The following is a 17,239-nucleotide window of genomic DNA, read 5'->3' as shown; positions in this document are numbered from 1 at the left end:
GGGTGTTTCCGGTTTGTCGGAAATTAGTCCAAGGAATATTCGCGTGGCCATATTTAGGAAAAAGTTCGACTTCGAGGTGTCCGTCTATTCCAGGTCTTCCTGTCTCGTGGCCTTGGGATTGGCTTTGCCTGCCGTAACCTTCGCGGTGGAATTCAACGCCGAGTTCCTGAACAACGAGGGCGGGGCGCCCGTTGAACTGAAGTATTTCGAGAACGGCAACTCGGTGTCGCCCGGCACTTACAGCGTCGACATTCATTTGAACCAGATCATGATCCGGCGCGAAGATGTCGTGTTCAGTGCCGATTCCGAAACCGGAAGCGTCCGCCCGGTCATCCGGGTGGGGCTGCTCAAGGAGATCGGGGTCGATATTGCCCGGCTGACTCGGGACAAGCTCATTCCGGCCAACCTGGAAAACAATACGCCCCTGAATGTCGCCGAACTCATCCCTGGTGCATCCGTCGAGTTCGACGTCAACAGTCTTTCCCTGTTGGTCAGCATTCCACAGCTGTATGTACAGCGGCACTCGCGTGGCTATGTGGATCCCTCTCTTTGGGATGACGGTGTCACCGCGTTGTTTTCCAACTACCAGGCCAACTTCACGCGCAACACCAATTTTGGCCAGAACAGCGATTACCGCTACCTGGGCCTGCGCAATGGCTTCAACCTATTTGGCTGGCGCCTGCGCAACGACTCCTCCCTGAGCGGGGGTACCGGCATGCGCAACAAGTTCAGTAGCAACCGTACCTATGTGGAACGTGACATTCGTGCCCTGAAGGGGACCTTGTCCCTCGGTGAGTTGTATACCTCCGCTCAGGGGGATGCTTTCGAGAGCGTGCGTATGCGCGGCGTGCAACTGCAATCCGATATCGGCATGCTGCCCGACAACGAGATCAGCTATACCCCGGTGGTGCGCGGTATCGCTGAAACCAATGCGACGGTCGAGGTGAGCCAGAATGGCTTCGTGATCTATTCCACCAACGTACCGCCCGGTGCGTTCGAGATCACCGACATCTATCCCAGCGGCTCCAATGGCGACCTAGAGGTCAAGATCATTGAGGCGGACGGACGCCAGCGGTCCTTCAAGCAGTCCTATTCCTACCTGCCGGTCATGACCCGCAAGGGGAACCTGCGCTATGGCCTGGCCGCCGGTGAATACCATAATGACGGCCAGCCGTCGGTCAACCTGCTCCAGGGATCGGCTGTGTATGGCTTGTCCGACAGGGTTACCGGCTTTGGCGGCCTGCTGGCTGCCGAGAAGTACAATGCCACCAACCTGGGCCTCGGCTTCAACACGCCCCTGGGCGGTCTTTCTGCGGACGTGACCCATAGCCAGTCCCGCACGCGACGGGGTGGGCGCAACCAGGGGCAGAGTCTGCGGCTTCTCTATTCCAAGACCATCAACGCCACCGAAACCAGCTTTACCGTGGTGGGCTATCGCTATTCCACGGAAGGCTACCGTAATCTCAGCCAGCATATCGACGACATGTCCGACGAGAGCTACCTCTATGGCTCAAGTTCCAGTCGGCAGAAGAGCCGCATAGACCTGACGGTGAACCAGACGCTGTTCCGACGCAGTTCGCTCTATCTCACGGCGGGCGAAACCACATATTGGAATCGCCCCGGCAGCAGCCGTCGCGTGCAGTTCGGCTTCAGCAGCGGCATCAAGCGCGCGAGCTACAGCCTGGCGGTTTCCCGTACCCAGGAGACGGGGGCGTTCGGGCGCTCCGATACCCAGTTCACGGCCTCCGTCAGCATCCCCTTGGGCGGTAGCGCACGCTCCAGTCAGGTATATGCCAATGCCGTGAGTTCACAGCATGGTGATTCGAGTCTGAACACCGGTATCTCCGGATACCTGGATGAAGCCAATGCGTTCAACTACAGCGCACAGGCCAACTACAGCAAGGACGGCGGCAACTCCGGCAGCGTCGGCCTGGGTTGGGACACGTCCAAGGCCAAGTTGTCCGCCAATTACAGCCAGGGGCGCGACAACAAGCAGATCAACCTGGGAGCAAGCGGTTCGGTAGTGGTGCATCCGGGGGGAGTGACCTTCGGCCAGCCGGTGGGGGAAACGTTCGGCCTGGTGGAGGTTCCGGAGGTCGGCGGCGTCGGCCTCGACGGCTACTCTTCGGTTCGCACCGACGGCCGTGGCTATGCCGTGCTCCCCTACATGCAACCCTATCGTTACAACTGGGTGAACCTGGATACCAATACCCTTGGAAGCGATACCGAGATCAGCGACAGCACGCAAATGGCCGTGCCGACCCGGGGCGCCGTGATCGCCAAGCGTTTCTCCGCGGAGTCCGGTCGGCGGGTGCAGTTCGACCTGAGCATGGACTCTGGAGGAAAGATTCCCTTCGGTGCACAGGCATACGACAAGGAAGAGCGGGTCGTGGGAATGGTCGACAACCTGTCCCGTTTGCTGGTGTTCGGTATTGAGGACCAGGGGCGCCTGTCCATTCGCTGGAGCGATGGCTCCTGTTCCGTCGACTATCAGTTGCCGCCCAGGAACAAGGACCTGACTTACGAACGAGTTGCGCTCAGTTGCCGTCGGTCCTCGATCTGAAATGTCACCGCTGCAGTCGGGTCAAGTCAAAAGGCGAGGATTTTTCCGGTGAACACCGGGCGCGAGGGCAAGCGGCAGCTCACTCGTCCTCGATCATGCTCAACAGGTCTGGTGTCCTGCCTCGGGTTTCCAAACGCAGCAACCACTGCTTGGCGGCCAACCCACCGGCGAAACCGGTGAGGCCGCCAGAGGCTCCGATCACCCTATGGCAAGGTGCAACAATGGACAGTGGGTTCCGTCCGTTGGCGGCTCCAACCGCCCGTACTGCGTTGGGGCTGCCGATCTGCACGGCTATTTCCGTATAGCTGCGGGTCTCGCCGAATGGAATGGTGAGCAGGGCGGACCAGACCTTTTTCTGAAATTCGGTACCTTGGAAGTCGAGCGGGAGTTCGAACCGGGAACGTTTGCCGGAAAAATATTCCCGCAACTGGCGTTCGGTTTCCGCCAGGAGGGAGCTGTCCTCGGAGAGCCGCATCTCGTCCAGCGGTACTCGGTTGGGACGCTCATGCTGCCAAAGAATCGCGACCAGAAAGGCATCGTCCCTGGCTACCAGGGTCAGTGTCCCGACCGGCGATTCCATTTTCCTGTAGCTATGGGGCATGTAGGTGTCCTCTTCGGCAGGCTCGCCCAGTGTACTACGCAATGGGATTTCAACAGGGAAGCCTGCAAATGGCAGGCGAGGCGGGGCGGAGCGCTATCGGCCCGATGGATGGCCGCCTGCTTCCAGGCATGCCGTCGCCCCCTTGGAGCCCAGGCCGAGCGCCTCGAACTGTGAGATCTGGGAGGCGATTTGCCGAGCAAAGTGGGTTGTCATTGGTTTGCCATCTCATGGGTTCGGACGAGGCCTCGAGCAAGGGTTGTAACGGTTTTTGTCTGGCCAATGGGCTCTTGCGTAAAAAGGCTGCCGCCCTTCTTGCTTGGTTGCCGTTCTCGGATCCCGCGCAGCCCGGTGGGTGTGCCAAATTTCTCGCGGTTTGGATCGCGCCGATTGCCGCGGCCTACGAAGCCCGTGGTTCTTCTCCCCGAAACTTTTTCGTTCGGACTCCGAATATCGCGCTTCGCCCAGCGCCGCTAGTTTCCCGTTCCTGACAAAGCAAGCGCTCTGGCTCAGGTATCTCCTGATCCGGATGCATATCGCTGAAGAGGGAACGTTCTGTCATGTCCACATTGGCCAACCTGACCGAGGTTCTGTTCCGCCTCGATTTCGATCCCGATACCGCCGTTTATCACTATCGGGGCCAGACTCTCAGCCGGCTGCAATGCCGGACCTACATTCTCTCCCAGGCCAGCCAACTGGCCCGCCTGCTCAAGCCCGGCGATCGCGTGGTGCTGGCGTTGAACGACTCGCCTTCGCTGGCCTGCCTGTTCCTGGCCTGCATCGCGGTCGGCGCCATTCCCGCCGTGATCAATCCCAAGTCCCGCGAGCAGGCCCTGGCCGATATCGCTGCCGACTGCCAGGCCAGCCTGGTGGTGCGTGAAGCCGATGCACCGTCGCTGAGCGGTCCTTTGGCGCCGTTGACCCTGCGTGCGGCCGCCGGACGCCCTTTGCTCGACGATTTCTCGCTGGACGCGCTGGTCGGTCCTGCGGACCTCGATTGGAGTGCCTTCCATCGCCAGGACCCGGCGGCAGCCTGTTTCCTGCAATACACCTCGGGTTCCACCGGGGCGCCCAAGGGGGTGATGCACAGCCTGCGCAACACGCTCGGTTTCTGCCGGGCGTTCGCTACGGAGTTGCTGGCATTGCAGGCGGGAGACCGGCTGTATTCGATTCCCAAGATGTTCTTCGGCTATGGCATGGGCAACAGCCTGTTCTTTCCCTGGTTCAGCGGAGCCTCGGCGCTGCTCGACGATACCTGGCCGAGCCCGGAGCGGGTTCTGGAGAACCTGGTCGCCTTCCGCCCCCGGGTCCTGTTTGGGGTGCCGGCCATCTATGCCTCGCTGCGTCCGCAGGCCAGGGAGCTGTTGAGCAGCGTGCGCCTGGCGTTTTCCGCCGGCTCGCCGCTGCCGCGCGGCGAGTTCGAATTCTGGGCCGCGCACGGGCTGGAGATCTGCGACGGCATCGGGGCTACCGAGGTCGGCCATGTGTTCCTCGCCAACCGCCCGGGCCAGGCGCGTGCCGACAGCACCGGGCTGCCGTTGCCTGGCTATGAGTGCCGGCTGGTGGACCGCGAAGGACACACTATCGAGGAAGCGGGCCGGCAAGGCGTGCTGTTGGTGCGTGGCCCTGGGCTGAGTCCGGGTTACTGGCGGGCCAGCGAAGAGCAGCAGGCGCGCTTCGCAGGTGGCTGGTACCGCACCGGCGACCTGTTCGAGCGCGACGAGTCGGGTGCCTACCGTCACTGTGGGCGGGAAGACGATCTGTTCAAGGTGAATGGCCGCTGGGTGGTGCCGACCCAGGTCGAGCAGGCGATCTGCCGTCATCTGCCGGAAGTGAGCGAGGCGGTTCTGGTTCCTACCTGCCGGCTGCACGACGGCTTGCGTCCGACCCTGTTCGTCACCCTGGCCACTCCGCTGGACGACAACCAGATCCTGCTGGCGCAGCGCATCGACCAGCATCTCGCCGAACAGATTCCCTCGCACATGCTGCCCAGCCAATTGCATGTGCTGCCGGCCTTGCCGCGCAACGACAACGGCAAGTTGGCGCGCGCCGAGCTGCGCCACCTGGCCGACACCCTTTATCACGACAACCTTCCGGAGGAACGGGCATGTTGATTCAGGCTGTGGGGGTGAACCTGCCCCCATCCTATGTGTGTCTGGAGGGGCCGCTGGGAGGCGAACGCCCTCGCGCCCAGGGCGACGAGATGCTGATGCAGCGCTTGCTGCCGGCGGTTCGCGAAGCCCTGGACGAGGCGGCGGTCAAGCCCGAGGAGATCGACCTGATCGTCGGCCTCGCCCTGTCTCCCGACCATCTGATCGAGAACCGCGACATCATGGCGCCGAAGATCGGCCATCCGTTGCAGAAGGTCCTCGGCGCGAATCGCGCGCATGTCTTCGACCTCACCGACTCGAGCCTGGCCCGCGCCCTCTACGTGGTCGATACCCTCGCCAGCGACCAGGGCTATCGCAACGTCCTGGTCGTGCGCGGCGAATCCAGCCAGGGATTGGAAGTGGACAGCGAGTCCGGCTTCGCCCTTGCCGACGGCGCCCTGGCGCTGCTCTGCCGGCCGACCGGCAAGGCCGCGTTCCGTCGCGGTGCGCTGGGCGGTGATCCGGCGCAGGAATGGCTGCCGCTGAGCATTCCGCTGAATACCGATATTCGCCAGGTAGGCGACGTCAAGGGACACCTCAACCTGCCGGCCCAACCTGGATTGCCCGAAGCGGTACGCGCCGGATTCACCCGTCTGGCCGGGGACTTCCCGCAACTGAACTGGGTGCGCGAGGAATGGTTCGGCCAGGGACGGCCCGATGGTCGTTGCCTGGGGCCGTTCGAACTGGCGTCGCAACTGCGCGCGGCACAGCGCGACCGTCTGGATGAACTGCTGCTGATCAGCTTCGATCCGTTCGGCATGGTGGTGGAGGGCGTGACCCTGGAACTGGCGGGAGAAGCTCATGCATAAGGTCAAACTGGCAGCGATCACCTGTGAACTTCCGGCTCGCAGCTACGAAAACGACGATCCGGTGTTCGCTGCGGTACCGGACCTCAGCGAGTCCTGGTGGCAATTCTGGGGCGTCAATCGGCGGGGCTATTTCGACCCGCGGAACGGCGAGAACGAGTTCAGCCTGGTGGTCCGGGCCGCCGAGCGCCTGCTGCGCAGCAGCGATACCGCGCCGGATAGCGTGGACATGCTGATCTGTTCGGCTTCCTCGCCGATCATGACCGACGCCGGCGATGTCCTGCCGGACCTGCGCGGACGTCTCTACCCGCGCATGGCCAACGTGCTGTCCAAGCAGCTCGGCCTGAGTCGGGCGCTGCCATTGGATTCGCAGATGGAGTGCGCCAGCTTCCTGCTCAACCTGCGCCTGGCAGCGAGCATGATCCGCCAGGGTAAGGCCGAGAAAGTGCTGGTGGTGTGCAGCGAGTACATCTCCAACCTGCTCGACTTCACCTCGCGTACCTCGACCCTGTTCGCCGATGGCTGCGCGGTGGCCCTGCTGACCCGCGGCGACGATGACAGCTGCGACCTGCTGGCTTCGGCCGAACACAGCGACGCTACGTTCTATGAAGTGGCCACCGGTCGCTGGCGCCTGCCGGAAAACCCGACCGGCGAGGCCAAGCCGCGGCTGTATTTCTCGTTGTTCAGCGACGGCCAGAACAAGATGGCCAGCTTCGTCCCGACCAACGTGCCGATCGCGATGCGCCGGGCGTTGGAAAAGGCCGGCCTGGGCAGCGATGACATCGATTATTTCGTCTTCCACCAGCCAGCGCCGTTCCTGGTCAAGGCCTGGGCCGAGGGCATCGGTGCCCGTCCTGAGCAGTACCAACTGACGATGGGCGATACCGGCGTGATGATCTCCGTTTCCATCCCGTACACCCTGATGACCGGCCTGCGCGAGGGCAAGATCCGCCCCGGCGATCGTATCGTCATGGCCGGCGCAGCCACTGGCTGGGGGTTCGCCGCCCAGGTCTGGCAATTGGGCGAGGTGCTGGTGTGCTGAGGCATCGCCATGTTGAACCACGGTGTCCGAGGAGGGCTGCACATGGGTAATCCGATCCTGGCCGGGCTGGGTTTCAGCCTGCCGAAACGCCAGGTCAGCAATCATGACCTGGTAGGGCGCATCAATACGTCGGACGAGTTCATCGTCGAACGTACCGGCGTGCGCACCCGCTATCACGTCGAGCCGGAACAGGCGGTCAGCGCGCTGATGGTGCCGGCGGCGCGCCAGGCCATCGAGGCTGCCGGGCTGCTGCCGGAGGACATCGACCTGTTGCTGGTGAACACCCTGTCGCCGGACCACCACGACCCGTCCCAGGCCTGCCTGATCCAGCCGCTGCTGGGCCTGCGGCACATCCCGGTGCTGGATATCCGGGCACAGTGCAGCGGGTTGCTGTACGGCTTGCAGATGGCTCGCGGGCAGATCCTCGCCGGGCTGGCACGGCATGTCCTGGTGGTCTGCGGCGAGGTGCTGTCCAAGCGCATGGACTGTTCGGACCGCGGCCGCAACCTGTCGATCCTGCTCGGCGACGGTGCCGGCGCAGTGGTGGTCAGCGCCGGCGAGAGCCTCGACGACGGCCTGCTGGACCTGCGCCTGGGCGCCGACGGCAACTACTTCGACCTGCTGATGACTGCGGCGCCGGGCAGTGCCTCGCCGACCTTCCTCGACGAGAATGTCCTGCGCGAGGGCGGGGGCGAGTTCCTCATGCGCGGCCGGCCGATGTTCGAGCATGCCAGCCAGACCCTGGTACGGATCGCCGGCGAAATGCTCGCGGCCCATGAGCTGACCCTGGACGACATCGACCATGTGATCTGCCATCAACCGAACCTGCGCATCCTCGATGCGGTGCAGGAGCAACTGGGCATTCCCCAGCACAAGTTCGCGGTGACCGTGGATCGTCTGGGCAACATGGCTTCGGCCTCGACCCCGGTCACGCTGGCGATGTTCTGGCCGGACATCCAGCCGGGACAGCGAGTGCTGGTCCTGACCTACGGCTCCGGCGCGACCTGGGGCGCGGCGCTGTACCGCAAACCTGAGGAGGTGAACCGGCCATGTTGAGGCTTTCGGCTCCCGGTCAACTGGATGATGACCTGTGCCTGTTGGGGGACGTCCAGGTGCCGGTGTTCCTGCTGCGTCTCGGTGAGGCGAGCTGGGCGCTGGTTGAAGGAGGGATCAGCCGGGATGCCGAATTGGTTTGGGCGGACCTGTGCCGCTGGGTCGCCGACCCGTCCCAGGTGCACTACTGGCTGATCACCCACAAGCACTACGACCACTGCGGCCTGCTGCCCTACCTGTGTCCGCGGCTGCCGAACGTACAGGTCCTGGCGTCCGAGCGGACCTGCCAGGCCTGGAAGTCGGAAAGCGCGGTGCGGGTGGTCGAGCGCTTGAACCGGCAACTGTTGCGTGCGGAGCAGCGGTTGCCCGAGGCCTGTGCCTGGGACGCTCTGCCGGTTCGCGCGGTGGCCGACGGCGAGTGGCTGGAGCTGGGACCGCGGCATCGCCTGCAGGTCATAGAGGCCCACGGCCACAGCGACGATCACGTGGTTTTCTACGACGTGCGACGCCGCCGCCTGTTCTGCGGCGATGCCCTGGGCGAGTTCGACGAGGCAGAGGGGGTGTGGCGGCCGCTGGTGTTCGACGACATGGAGGCTTACCTGGAGTCCCTGGAACGTCTGCAGCGTCTGCCGACCCTGCTGCAACTGATCCCGGGACACGGCGGCCTGCTGCGGGGGCGGCTGGCCGCGGATGGGGCCGAGTCGGCCTATACCGAGTGTCTGCGCCTGTGCCGGCGGTTGCTCTGGCGCCAGTCCATGGGCGAATCCCTCGACGAACTGAGCGAGGAGCTGCACCGCGCCTGGGGTGGGCAGAGCGTCGACTTCCTGCCCGGCGAACTGCACCTGGGGAGCATGCGCCGGATGCTGGAGATTCTCTCCCGCCAGGCGCTGCCTCTGGACTGAGACGGGACATCCATTGCGGCGATCGCCGCCGACGGCAGCGGTCGCAATTGGGGGAAAAGGGGGGGTATCGATGATGAACATGCCGTTGCGCGCTAGCGTCGCGCAGGCCAGTCGCCCATGGGCGCGAGGAGGTGGCTCGTGAGCGGGGTTGGCTATCGACTGGAAGAAAGTCTGGAGTACCGCACGCTGGTGCCGGAGGCGCTGTCGATCTGGCGCATGGCCGGCGCCAACCGGATGCTGTTCGACTGCTTCGACGTGGACAGCAAGGCTGCGCGGCGTAGCGTGGCGATCCTTTCCAGCTGCCTGCGCATCGAGTGCTGGGCGCGCGATGTGGTGCTGCGGGCGTTGAACTCCAACGGACGCGCCTTGCTGGCGCCGTTGAGCGAGGCCTGTCCGGCCCAGGTCACCTGCTTGCGTGACGGCGACACCCTGCACTGGCGCTTCCCCCAGGAAGAGTCGCATGCGGACGAGTGGCGACGCCTGCATGGCCTGTCCAGCCTGGAGGCGCTGCGCCGCGTGCTCGGAACGCTGGGCGACGCGGAGGGGCCCGCGCTGCTGGGCGGCCTGTTCAGCTTCGACCTGGCCGAGCAGTTCGAACCCTTGCCGGCGCCGGCCGAACCTGCGCGGCATTGCCCGGACTACCTGTTCCTGGTGCCGGAGTTGCTGCTGGACATCGATCACCTGGCGCGCCGGACTTCGCTGCAGGCGTTCGTCCACGATCCGGCCGGGCACGACCGGTTGGCCGCCAGCCTGCGCCAGTGTGCCGACGAATTCCATGGCGCCGTGGAGGAGGCTTCCGAGTCGCCGGTGGCAGGCGTACGGGCCGGCAACTACCAGGTCGACCTGGACGATGCGAGCTTTGCCCGCCAGGTAGAGCGCCTGCAGGCCCACGTGAGGGCCGGCGACGTGTTCCAGATCGTACCGTCGCGCAGCTTCAGCATGCCGTGTGCGGACCCCTGGCGGGCCTATCGCCAGTTGTGCCTGCGCAACCCCAGCCCGTACCGCTTCTTCCTCGATGCGGGGGACTTCTGCCTGTTCGGCGCTTCGCCGGAGTCGGCATTGAAGTACGACGCGGAGAGTCGCGAGGTGGAACTCTATCCCATCGCCGGCACCCGCCCGCGCGGACGCGATGCCCGGGGCGCCATCGATGCGGAACTGGACAATCGCCTGGAAGCGGAGTTGCGCCTGGACGCCAAGGAGATCGCCGAGCACATGATGCTGGTCGACCTGGCGCGCAACGATCTGGCGCGGGTCTGCCGCAGCGGTACGCGGCAGGTGCGCGACATGCTCAAGGTCGATCGCTACAGCCACGTGATGCACCTGGTCTCGCGCGTGGCTGGCGAACTGCATGGCGAACTGGATGCGCTGCATGCCTACCGTGCCTGCCTGAACATGGGCACCCTGGTCGGTGCGCCGAAGGTCCGTGCCATGCAGTTGCTGCGGCAGTACGAGGATGGCTATCGCGGCAGCTACGGTGGCGCGATCGGCATTCTCGACAGCGCCGGCAACCTCGATACCAGCATCGTCATCCGCTCCGCCGAGGTCCGCGAAGGTATCGCCCGGGTCCGGGCAGGCGCCGGCGTGGTGCTGGATTCGGATCCACGGCTGGAGGCCGAGGAAACCCGCAACAAGGCGCTGGCGGTGCTGACCGCCGTGGCCGCTGCCGAACGCGAAAGGGGAGAGCGCGATGCGCATCACGCTGTTGGATAACTTCGATTCCTTCACCTACAACCTGGTCGAGCAGTTCTGCCTGCTCGGCGCGGAGGTCCGGGTGATGCGCAACGATACGCCGTTGCCGACGATCCAGGCGGCATTGCTGGCCGACGGTTGCGAACTGCTGGTGCTGTCGCCGGGGCCCGGTCGGCCGGAAGACGCCGGCTGCATGCTGGAATTGCTCGCCTGGGCCCGCGGGCGCTTGCCGGTGCTCGGCGTCTGCCTCGGCCACCAGGCGCTGGCGCTGGCCGCCGGTGGCGCGGTGGGCGAGGCGAGGAAGCCGCTGCACGGCAAGAGCACGTCCCTGCGTTTCGATCAGCGTCACCCGCTGTTCGACGGCATCGCTGACCTGCGCGTCGCGCGCTACCACTCGCTGGTGGTCAGTCGCCTGCCGGAAGGTTTCGACTGCCTGGCCGATGCCGATGGCGAGATCATGGCGATGGCCGATCCGCGCAATCGACAGCTGGGCTTGCAGTTCCATCCCGAGTCGATTCTCACCACCCACGGCCAGCGTCTGCTGGAGAACGCTCTACTCTGGTGCGGCGCGCTGGCGGTACGCGAGCGCTTTCGGGCCTGAGCGGCGCTGCGCCGTTTCGACGATGCTCGGTTGCCAGGCCGGCGCATCGTCGAAACGCTGGCGGCCGAGTTCGCGCAGGCGCTGGCGGGCGCTTTCGAGAAAGCGCAGGAAGCTGCGCTCGGATTCCAGCGCGGTGTTGTAGTAGCAATACACCTTGGTGTCGATGCCGCCCGGTTCGTAGAGTTCGCTGAGGACTGCCAGGGTACCGTTGCGCAGGCGTTCCTCGACGAAATAATGCGGCGCGATGCCCCATCCGACGCCGGCTTCCACCAGACGCAGCATGTCGTCGAAGTTTTCCACGAAGAGCACCTTGTCGCTGACCGGCCGCAGCAGGTTCGAATGCTGCCCGGAGCGGCTGCCGAGGCTGATCTGCCGGTAATTGGCCAGGCTCGCGATGCTGTGCAGGGAGGCATTGCACAACGGGTGCTGCGGATGGGCGACGACGAACGCCTTGGTGTAGCCGAGCACGCACTGGTTGAAGCGGGAGATCTTCAGTTCCTCGTCGATGGTGATGGCGATATCGATTTCCGCGTTGTCCTGCTTGATCGTCGCCAGGCTATCGGCGGGCGAGGTGCGTATCAGGCTGACCATGTTGAAATCGTCGAGCAGTACGCTGCTCACCGTATCGCAGAACGACGGCGGGATGGCGGTGTCCAGCAACACCCGGAGATTGCGCGGACCCTTGTTGAGATTGAAGGCGATGTCGCCGATCAGCTGCTGGTAGTTCAGCAGGCTGCGCATGTAAGGGATCAGGCGAAGCGCCTGCTCGGTGGGTTCGACCTTGTAGCCGTCCCGACGGACCAGCTCCACGCACAGGTCGATTTCCAGGTTGCTGACCGCCGAGCTGACCGCGGTGTGCGACTTGCGCAGGATCCGCGCAGCGGAGGAAATCGAACCGGAGGCGATGACCTGGAGGAACATGTTCACGTGATTCAGGTTATGAATAGGCATCCCTTATTCCTTTTATTGGGTGGCGCGTGCCGCTTCCCTTGATCGGGTCAGGTTGCCGCTACTGTGGAAGAAGCGTCGAGGACTCGATAGATAGCGCCCGAGTGTTTCAACTTGTCTTCTGGATGACGTTTTCATCGGGGAAACCTCCCGTCGGTCAGTGAAGCGCAAGGGCTGGCGTGCGAGGGTGGAATCGGCCGCCGGCTCGTTTTCTGCGCGGCGGGCGCACGGCACGGGGAGTCGTCGTTTTGGAGGTGAGGGATGACGGCTCTGTTTCAGGATATTTTTATAATTATGTGAAAGAAGAGCTTATTTCAACGAAATATGTTTCATATTGCTCGTAAATTCGACGAAAAGAAAATCCGGATATTTACCGGTTATTTAACGTTAATACCAAGGGCCTAATACCAAAGTATTAACGCTGGCATGCCGGCATGTCGTGTTCGGTCGTGGAGCGAGCCGAGCCAGGAACGGTTCTAAGAAACGAAAAAATTATGTCGCGTAGGTCTAACGACCGAAACCTATGTCTTTTGTTAGCGTAGCCACCGGCCAGGCCGGTACGGATGCCGGGATGGCCCTGGCGCGACCTATGCGGTTAGAATCCGCGGCCTTGCAGGCGGATCCCCGGGGTTTGCTCAAGGGGACACGGGTGCCGTGCCCGAAACCTGCAATCGTCAGTTCCCTGCGGTCCAGCCTGCCGCCGGGTATAAAATCGAGAGACGCGCTGTTGCGCCTTCAGGTGTAGCGACTATGACGCACATTTCCGAACGACTCCTGGTACAGGCCCACTTGGCCGCCAAGCAACCCCGTGTGTTGAGCGAGCAGGAGAGCGCCGAGCATCGCGCGGCGATCGCGGCCGAACTGAAGGCGCAGAACGCGGTACTGGTGGCGCATTACTACTGTGATCCGGTGATCCAGGCGTTGGCCGAGGAGACCGGCGGTTGCGTGTCCGATTCGCTGGAGATGGCCCGGTTCGGCAACCAGCATCCGGCGCAGACGGTGGTCGTGGCCGGGGTGCGCTTCATGGGCGAGACGGCGAAGATCCTCAACCCTGAGAAGCGCGTGCTGATGCCGACCCTCGAAGCGACCTGCTCGCTCGACCTGGGCTGCCCGGTGGATGAATTCTCGGCATTCTGCGACCAGCACCCGGAACGGACCGTGGTGGTCTATGCGAACACCTCCGCGGCGGTGAAGGCACGCGCCGACTGGGTCGTGACCTCCAGTTGCGCGGTGGAGATCGTCGAACACCTGATGGACAACGGCGAGCCTATCCTCTGGGCGCCGGACCAGCACCTGGGACGCTACATCCAGCGCGAGACGGGGGCCGACATGCTGCTCTGGGATGGCGCCTGTATCGTCCACGAGGAGTTCAAGGCCAAGCAGCTGGAAGACATGAAGGCGCTCTACCCGGACGCCGCCATCCTGGTCCACCCCGAATCGCCGGAAAGCGTGGTCGCGCTGGCCGATGCCGTGGGCTCGACCAGCCAGTTGATCAAGGCCGCGCAGACCCTGCCGAACAAGACCTTCATCGTCGCCACCGATCGCGGCATCTTCTACAAGATGCAGCAGTTGTGCCCGGACAAGGATTTCATCGAGGCCCCCACCGCCGGCAACGGCGCCGCCTGCCGCAGCTGCGCGCACTGCCCGTGGATGGCGATGAACACGCTCGAGCGGACCCTGGCCTGCCTGCGCGAGGGCAGCGGGGAAATCTTCGTCGACCCGGCGTTGATCCCGAGGGCGGTCCGTCCGCTGAAGCGCATGCTCGACTTCACCCAGGCCGCGCGCCTGCGCCAGGCCGGGAACGCCTGATCCTGGCGAGGGCGTCCCGCTGCGTAGGGCGAGTAAGCGCGGTGCGGTTGTTCGCCCAACCCCCTGTTTCGATGAGCTTCGCCGGGTGTTTTTCCTCGGATATGCCGCTCAGCGGAACATTTCCTTGACCATCTTTTCCTGTTGGCGAATTTCCTGCTGGCGAGCGTCGAGTCGCGCAGCCAGTTGGAAGTTGCCGCCAGCGCGGCGCTTGGCGAAATCGAGCTGCTCGATGGCGGCCTGGTAGTCGCCGGTCAGAGACAGGTACTCGGCACGGGCCTGGTGCACGCCGATGGCGTTGTTGGTCAGGCTGCGCACCTCGGCCAGGCGGTTCCAGACATCCGGGTCCAGCGGCCGCGCCTTGCTCAGGTCGTCGAGGATCTTCTCCGATTCCTGCGGCTTGCCCATCTTCAGCATCAGGTCGGCGCGCACCTGTTTCAGCGGGTAGCTGCTGGGGAACTGGGCGAGCATCTTCTTCAACCGCTGATCGGCATCCGGAAGGCGGTTGGCGGTGATGTCCAGCTCGACCTGGGCCAGGTTGTAGGCCACGTCGTTGGGTGCCTTCGCCAGCAATTGCCTGAGGTTGTCACGGGCATCGTTGAGCTGGCCGATGCGCGTCTGCGAGATGGCCAGTCCGTAGCGCGCGGCATCCAGCTTGGGATTGTCGTTGAGCATGGCGCGGAAGCGCTTGCCGGCCATCCCCGGGGTTTCCTCGAAGAGCAACTGGGTGCGCGCGCGCATCTGCTGGTAGCGCAAGCTGTCTTCCTTGCCGCCCTGGGGATACTGTTCGGCGCGGTTACGGGTGTCGGCGATACGCGATTCGGTGACCGGGTGGGTGAGGAGGAACTCCGGCGGCTTGCCGTCGTAGCGGTACTGCCGCGCCAGGCGCTCGAACATGTTCGGCATCGAGCGCGGATCGTAACCGGCGCGAACCATGTTGGTGACGCCGACGCGGTCGGCTTCCTGCTCGTTCTGCCGGGAAAAGCGCAACTGGTTCTGGATCGCCGCCGCCTGGGTCCCGGCGATCGCCGCGATACCCGCATCCCCTGCGCCGGCGGCCGCGGCGACGATGCCGGCGAGCATCGCTGCCATCACCGGCAGTTGCATGCGCTGCTGTGCCTCGATGCCGCGGGCGAAGTGGCGCTGGATCAGGTGGCCGAGTTCGTGGGCCAGCACCGCGGCATACTCGCCTTCGGTCTGGGCGTTGAGCAGTAGCCCGCCGTTGACCCCGATCACGCCGCCGGGCGCGGCGAAGGCGTTGATCTGTGCGTCGCGGATGAGGATGAAGGCCAGCCGGTGGTCCTGCAGGTCGCTGGTTTCGGCCAGCCGGTAGACGCTGCTTTCGACGAAGTCCTTGAGCTGCGGGTCGGAGATCGCATCGACCTGGTTGCGCAGCATGCTCAGCCAGGCGCGGCCCAGCTGGAACTCCTGCTCCGGCGAAACGATCGAGGAAGATGCGTCGCCCAGGGAGGGCAGATCGTCCGACATGACCGGCGAAGCGAGCATGCAGGCGAGCGTCAACAGGGCAGGGCGCAGTACATTCATGCAGGAGGCTCAGGTTGGCAAAGGCCTTACTTTAGCCGTTGGTTATCGGCACTGCCTAGGTATCTGCCCGAGACCCGAAGCTGTTGGACTTCGAGCGCCGTTTCAACTGGCCAGCGGCGGATAGGCTTGGGTATGCTTGTCGGCCCTTCGGGAGAGGCTGTCATGACGGATAACGATTCATCCCCCCTGGTATGTGACGCGGAGCTGGATGCCAGTGGTCTCAATTGTCCGCTGCCCCTGCTAAAGGCCAAGCTGGAGCTGAACCGCCTGCCCAGCGGCGGGGTGCTCAAGGTGATCGCCACCGATGCCGGGTCGCAGCGAGACTTCCGGGCCTTCGCCCAGCTCGCCGGCCATGAACTGCTGCGCGAAGAGGCCGCCGAAGGCGTCTATCGATACTGGCTGCGCAAGCGTTAGCGGAGCCTTCGCCGTTCCGATTCAGGATTTCCGATGATCAAGGTGTTACGCGACTGGATGCAGCGCTACTTCTCCGACGAGGAGGCAGTGGTGCTGGCGATCATGCTGGTGCTCGGCTTCAGCGTCATCCTCGCCTTCGGCGGGATGCTCGCGCCGGTACTGGCGGCGATGGTGATCGCCTTCCTGATCCAGGGCGTGGTCGGCATGCTGGAACGCTTCCGGGTGCCGCACCTGTTCGCCGTGTGGCTGGTCTACAGCCTGTTCCTCGGCTTGCTGGCGCTGTTCCTGGTGGTCCTGCTGCCGCTGCTCTGGCAGCAATTGTTCACCCTGTTCAACGAACTGCCGCGGATGCTCGGCGAATGGCAGAGCGTGCTGCTGATGCTGCCCGAGCGCTATCCTAGCCTGATCAGCGAGGAGCAGGTGCTCAAGGCCATCGAGACCGCGCGCGGCGAATTCGGCCAGATCGGCCAGTGGGCGCTGACCTCGTCGCTGGCCAGCCTGCCGGTGGTGGTGAACGTCATGATCTACCTGGTGCTGGTGCCGATCCTGGTGTTCTTCTTCCTCAAGGACAAGAAGCGCTTCCATACCTGGTTCCACCGCTACCTGCCGCGCGAGCGCGGGCTGATGAAACAGGTCTGGGCCGAGATGAACCAGCAGATCGCCAATTACATTCGCGGCAAGGTCATCGAGATCGTTATTACCGGCGCGGTGACCTACATCGCCTTCGCCTACCTGGGGCTCAACTACGCAGCGCTGCTGGCCCTGCTGGTCGGCCTGTCGGTGGTGGTGCCGTACATCGGCGCGGTGGTGGTGAGCGTACCGGTGGCGATGATCGCCTTCTTCCAGTGGGGCTGGAGCGACCAGTTCATCTACCTGATGGTGGCCCACGCGATCATCCAGGCGCTGGATGGCAACGTGCTGGTGCCGCTGCTGTTCTCCGAGGCGGTGAACCTGCACCCGGTGGCGATCATCTGCGCGGTGTTGCTGTTCGGCGGGCTCTGGGGCTTCTGGGGCGTGTTCTTCGCGATCCCCCTGGCGACCCTGGTGAAAGCGGTGCTGGATGCCTGGCCCAAGGACCTTCCCGAGACTCCGGCAGCCACGCGATAGCATCGGCCGCATGAA

General features: G+C 64.2%; 14 protein-coding genes. 11 read left to right on the top strand and 3 right to left on the bottom strand.

Translation table 11 applies throughout. The annotated features are described in order from the left end of the window. Positions 1-43 precede the first annotated feature (43 nt). Positions 44-2,563 carry a fimbria/pilus outer membrane usher protein gene (locus ACM0M4_RS21640; RefSeq protein WP_054376089.1) on the top strand — a complete coding sequence of 840 codons (2,520 nt, stop codon included), beginning with the start codon at positions 44-46 and terminating at the stop codon, positions 2,561-2,563. Between the two features lie 79 nt (positions 2,564-2,642). On the opposite strand, the gene ACM0M4_RS21635 is transcribed toward ACM0M4_RS21640, so the two are convergent. Beyond that, a complete protein-coding gene (locus ACM0M4_RS21635) occupies positions 2,643-3,164 on the bottom strand; it encodes a methylated-DNA--[protein]-cysteine S-methyltransferase (RefSeq protein ID WP_003086236.1) in 522 nt (173 codons plus the stop codon). A gap of 557 nt (positions 3,165-3,721) precedes the next feature. On the opposite strand from ACM0M4_RS21635, the gene pqsA reads away from it, so the two are divergent. The 7 genes from pqsA (at position 3,722) to phnB (ending at position 11,404) form a co-directional block, all read left to right on the top strand. Then, complete coding sequence (gene pqsA / locus ACM0M4_RS21630) at positions 3,722-5,275, top strand: anthranilate--CoA ligase (protein WP_003112552.1); 1,554 nt, start codon at positions 3,722-3,724, stop codon at positions 5,273-5,275. Next, the gene (pqsB, locus tag ACM0M4_RS21625; protein WP_003108611.1) at positions 5,269-6,120 is read left to right on the top strand and encodes a 2-heptyl-4(1H)-quinolone synthase subunit PqsB; all 852 of its coding nucleotides are present in this window, start codon (positions 5,269-5,271) and stop codon (positions 6,118-6,120) included. The genes pqsA and pqsB overlap by 7 nt, the downstream gene beginning before the upstream one ends. Continuing rightward, positions 6,113-7,159 (top strand): 2-heptyl-4(1H)-quinolone synthase subunit PqsC, encoded by a 1,047-nt coding sequence (pqsC, locus tag ACM0M4_RS21620; protein WP_003108612.1) that lies wholly within the window; start codon positions 6,113-6,115, stop codon positions 7,157-7,159. Before pqsB ends, pqsC begins: the two co-directional genes overlap by 8 nt. Before the next feature lie 42 nt (positions 7,160-7,201). Beyond that, complete coding sequence (pqsD, locus tag ACM0M4_RS21615) at positions 7,202-8,215, top strand: anthraniloyl-CoA anthraniloyltransferase (protein WP_003117014.1); 1,014 nt, start codon at positions 7,202-7,204, stop codon at positions 8,213-8,215. Continuing rightward, positions 8,209-9,114: a 2-aminobenzoylacetyl-CoA thioesterase PqsE gene (pqsE, locus tag ACM0M4_RS21610; RefSeq protein ID WP_003086247.1), complete on the top strand. Its 906-nt coding sequence runs from the start codon at positions 8,209-8,211 to the stop codon at positions 9,112-9,114. Before pqsD ends, pqsE begins: the two co-directional genes overlap by 7 nt. Positions 9,115-9,231: 117 nt before the next feature. Beyond that, positions 9,232-10,824, top strand: a complete 1,593-nt coding sequence (locus ACM0M4_RS21605; RefSeq protein ID WP_054376090.1) for an anthranilate synthase component 1 — start codon at positions 9,232-9,234, stop codon at positions 10,822-10,824. After that, a complete protein-coding gene (gene phnB, locus ACM0M4_RS21600) occupies positions 10,802-11,404 on the top strand; it encodes an anthranilate synthase component II (RefSeq protein WP_054376091.1) in 603 nt (200 codons plus the stop codon). The genes ACM0M4_RS21605 and phnB overlap by 23 nt, the downstream gene beginning before the upstream one ends. On the opposite strand, the gene mvfR is transcribed toward phnB, so the two are convergent. Then, positions 11,357-12,355, bottom strand: a complete 999-nt coding sequence (gene mvfR, locus ACM0M4_RS21595; protein ID WP_003108614.1) for a multiple virulence factor transcriptional regulator MvfR — start codon at positions 12,353-12,355, stop codon at positions 11,357-11,359. The two genes, phnB and mvfR, sit on opposite strands and share 48 nt — an antisense overlap. A 747-nt stretch (positions 12,356-13,102) precedes the next feature. Between mvfR and nadA the strand changes: the two genes are divergently transcribed. After that, positions 13,103-14,161 carry a quinolinate synthase NadA gene (gene nadA / locus ACM0M4_RS21590; protein WP_003112547.1) on the top strand — a complete coding sequence of 353 codons (1,059 nt, stop codon included), beginning with the start codon at positions 13,103-13,105 and terminating at the stop codon, positions 14,159-14,161. 108 nt (positions 14,162-14,269) lie between these two features. Here nadA and ACM0M4_RS21585 read toward each other — a convergent pair whose 3' ends face one another. Then, positions 14,270-15,703, bottom strand: a complete 1,434-nt coding sequence (locus ACM0M4_RS21585; protein WP_003112546.1) for a tetratricopeptide repeat protein — start codon at positions 15,701-15,703, stop codon at positions 14,270-14,272. Between the two features lie 162 nt (positions 15,704-15,865). Between ACM0M4_RS21585 and ACM0M4_RS21580 the strand changes: the two genes are divergently transcribed. Together ACM0M4_RS21580 and ACM0M4_RS21575 are read left to right on the top strand one after the other, a co-directional pair. Continuing rightward, positions 15,866-16,117: a sulfurtransferase TusA family protein gene (locus ACM0M4_RS21580; protein ID WP_003086258.1), complete on the top strand. Its 252-nt coding sequence runs from the start codon at positions 15,866-15,868 to the stop codon at positions 16,115-16,117. 33 nt (positions 16,118-16,150) lie between these two features. Then, positions 16,151-17,224 (top strand): AI-2E family transporter, encoded by a 1,074-nt coding sequence (locus ACM0M4_RS21575; RefSeq protein WP_003108615.1) that lies wholly within the window; start codon positions 16,151-16,153, stop codon positions 17,222-17,224. Positions 17,225-17,239 lie beyond the last annotated feature (15 nt).

It is taken from the genome of Pseudomonas sp. 18-147, from assembly GCF_051048045.1.
Taxonomy (GTDB): Bacteria; Pseudomonadota; Gammaproteobacteria; order Pseudomonadales; family Pseudomonadaceae; genus Pseudomonas; species Pseudomonas aeruginosa.
The sequence above is the reverse complement of the archived record's forward strand: the minus strand, read 5'-3'. Positions and strand labels throughout refer to the sequence as shown.

Coding starts and splice junctions, on each gene's coding strand:
- ACM0M4_RS21580 (WP_003086258.1), top strand. CDS start 15,866: ATGACGGATAACGATTCATCCCCCCTGGTATGTGACGCGGAGCTGGAT.
- phnB (WP_054376091.1), top strand. CDS start 10,802: ATGCGCATCACGCTGTTGGATAACTTCGATTCCTTCACCTACAACCTG.
- nadA (WP_003112547.1), top strand. CDS start 13,103: ATGACGCACATTTCCGAACGACTCCTGGTACAGGCCCACTTGGCCGCC.
- pqsD (WP_003117014.1), top strand. CDS start 7,202: ATGGGTAATCCGATCCTGGCCGGGCTGGGTTTCAGCCTGCCGAAACGC.
- pqsB (WP_003108611.1), top strand. CDS start 5,269: ATGTTGATTCAGGCTGTGGGGGTGAACCTGCCCCCATCCTATGTGTGT.
- mvfR (WP_003108614.1), bottom strand. CDS start 12,355: ATGCCTATTCATAACCTGAATCACGTGAACATGTTCCTCCAGGTCATC.
- pqsC (WP_003108612.1), top strand. CDS start 6,113: ATGCATAAGGTCAAACTGGCAGCGATCACCTGTGAACTTCCGGCTCGC.
- ACM0M4_RS21635 (WP_003086236.1), bottom strand. CDS start 3,164: ATGCCCCATAGCTACAGGAAAATGGAATCGCCGGTCGGGACACTGACC.
- ACM0M4_RS21605 (WP_054376090.1), top strand. CDS start 9,232: ATGGGCGCGAGGAGGTGGCTCGTGAGCGGGGTTGGCTATCGACTGGAA.
- ACM0M4_RS21575 (WP_003108615.1), top strand. CDS start 16,151: ATGATCAAGGTGTTACGCGACTGGATGCAGCGCTACTTCTCCGACGAG.
- pqsA (WP_003112552.1), top strand. CDS start 3,722: ATGTCCACATTGGCCAACCTGACCGAGGTTCTGTTCCGCCTCGATTTC.
- ACM0M4_RS21585 (WP_003112546.1), bottom strand. CDS start 15,703: ATGAATGTACTGCGCCCTGCCCTGTTGACGCTCGCCTGCATGCTCGCT.
- pqsE (WP_003086247.1), top strand. CDS start 8,209: ATGTTGAGGCTTTCGGCTCCCGGTCAACTGGATGATGACCTGTGCCTG.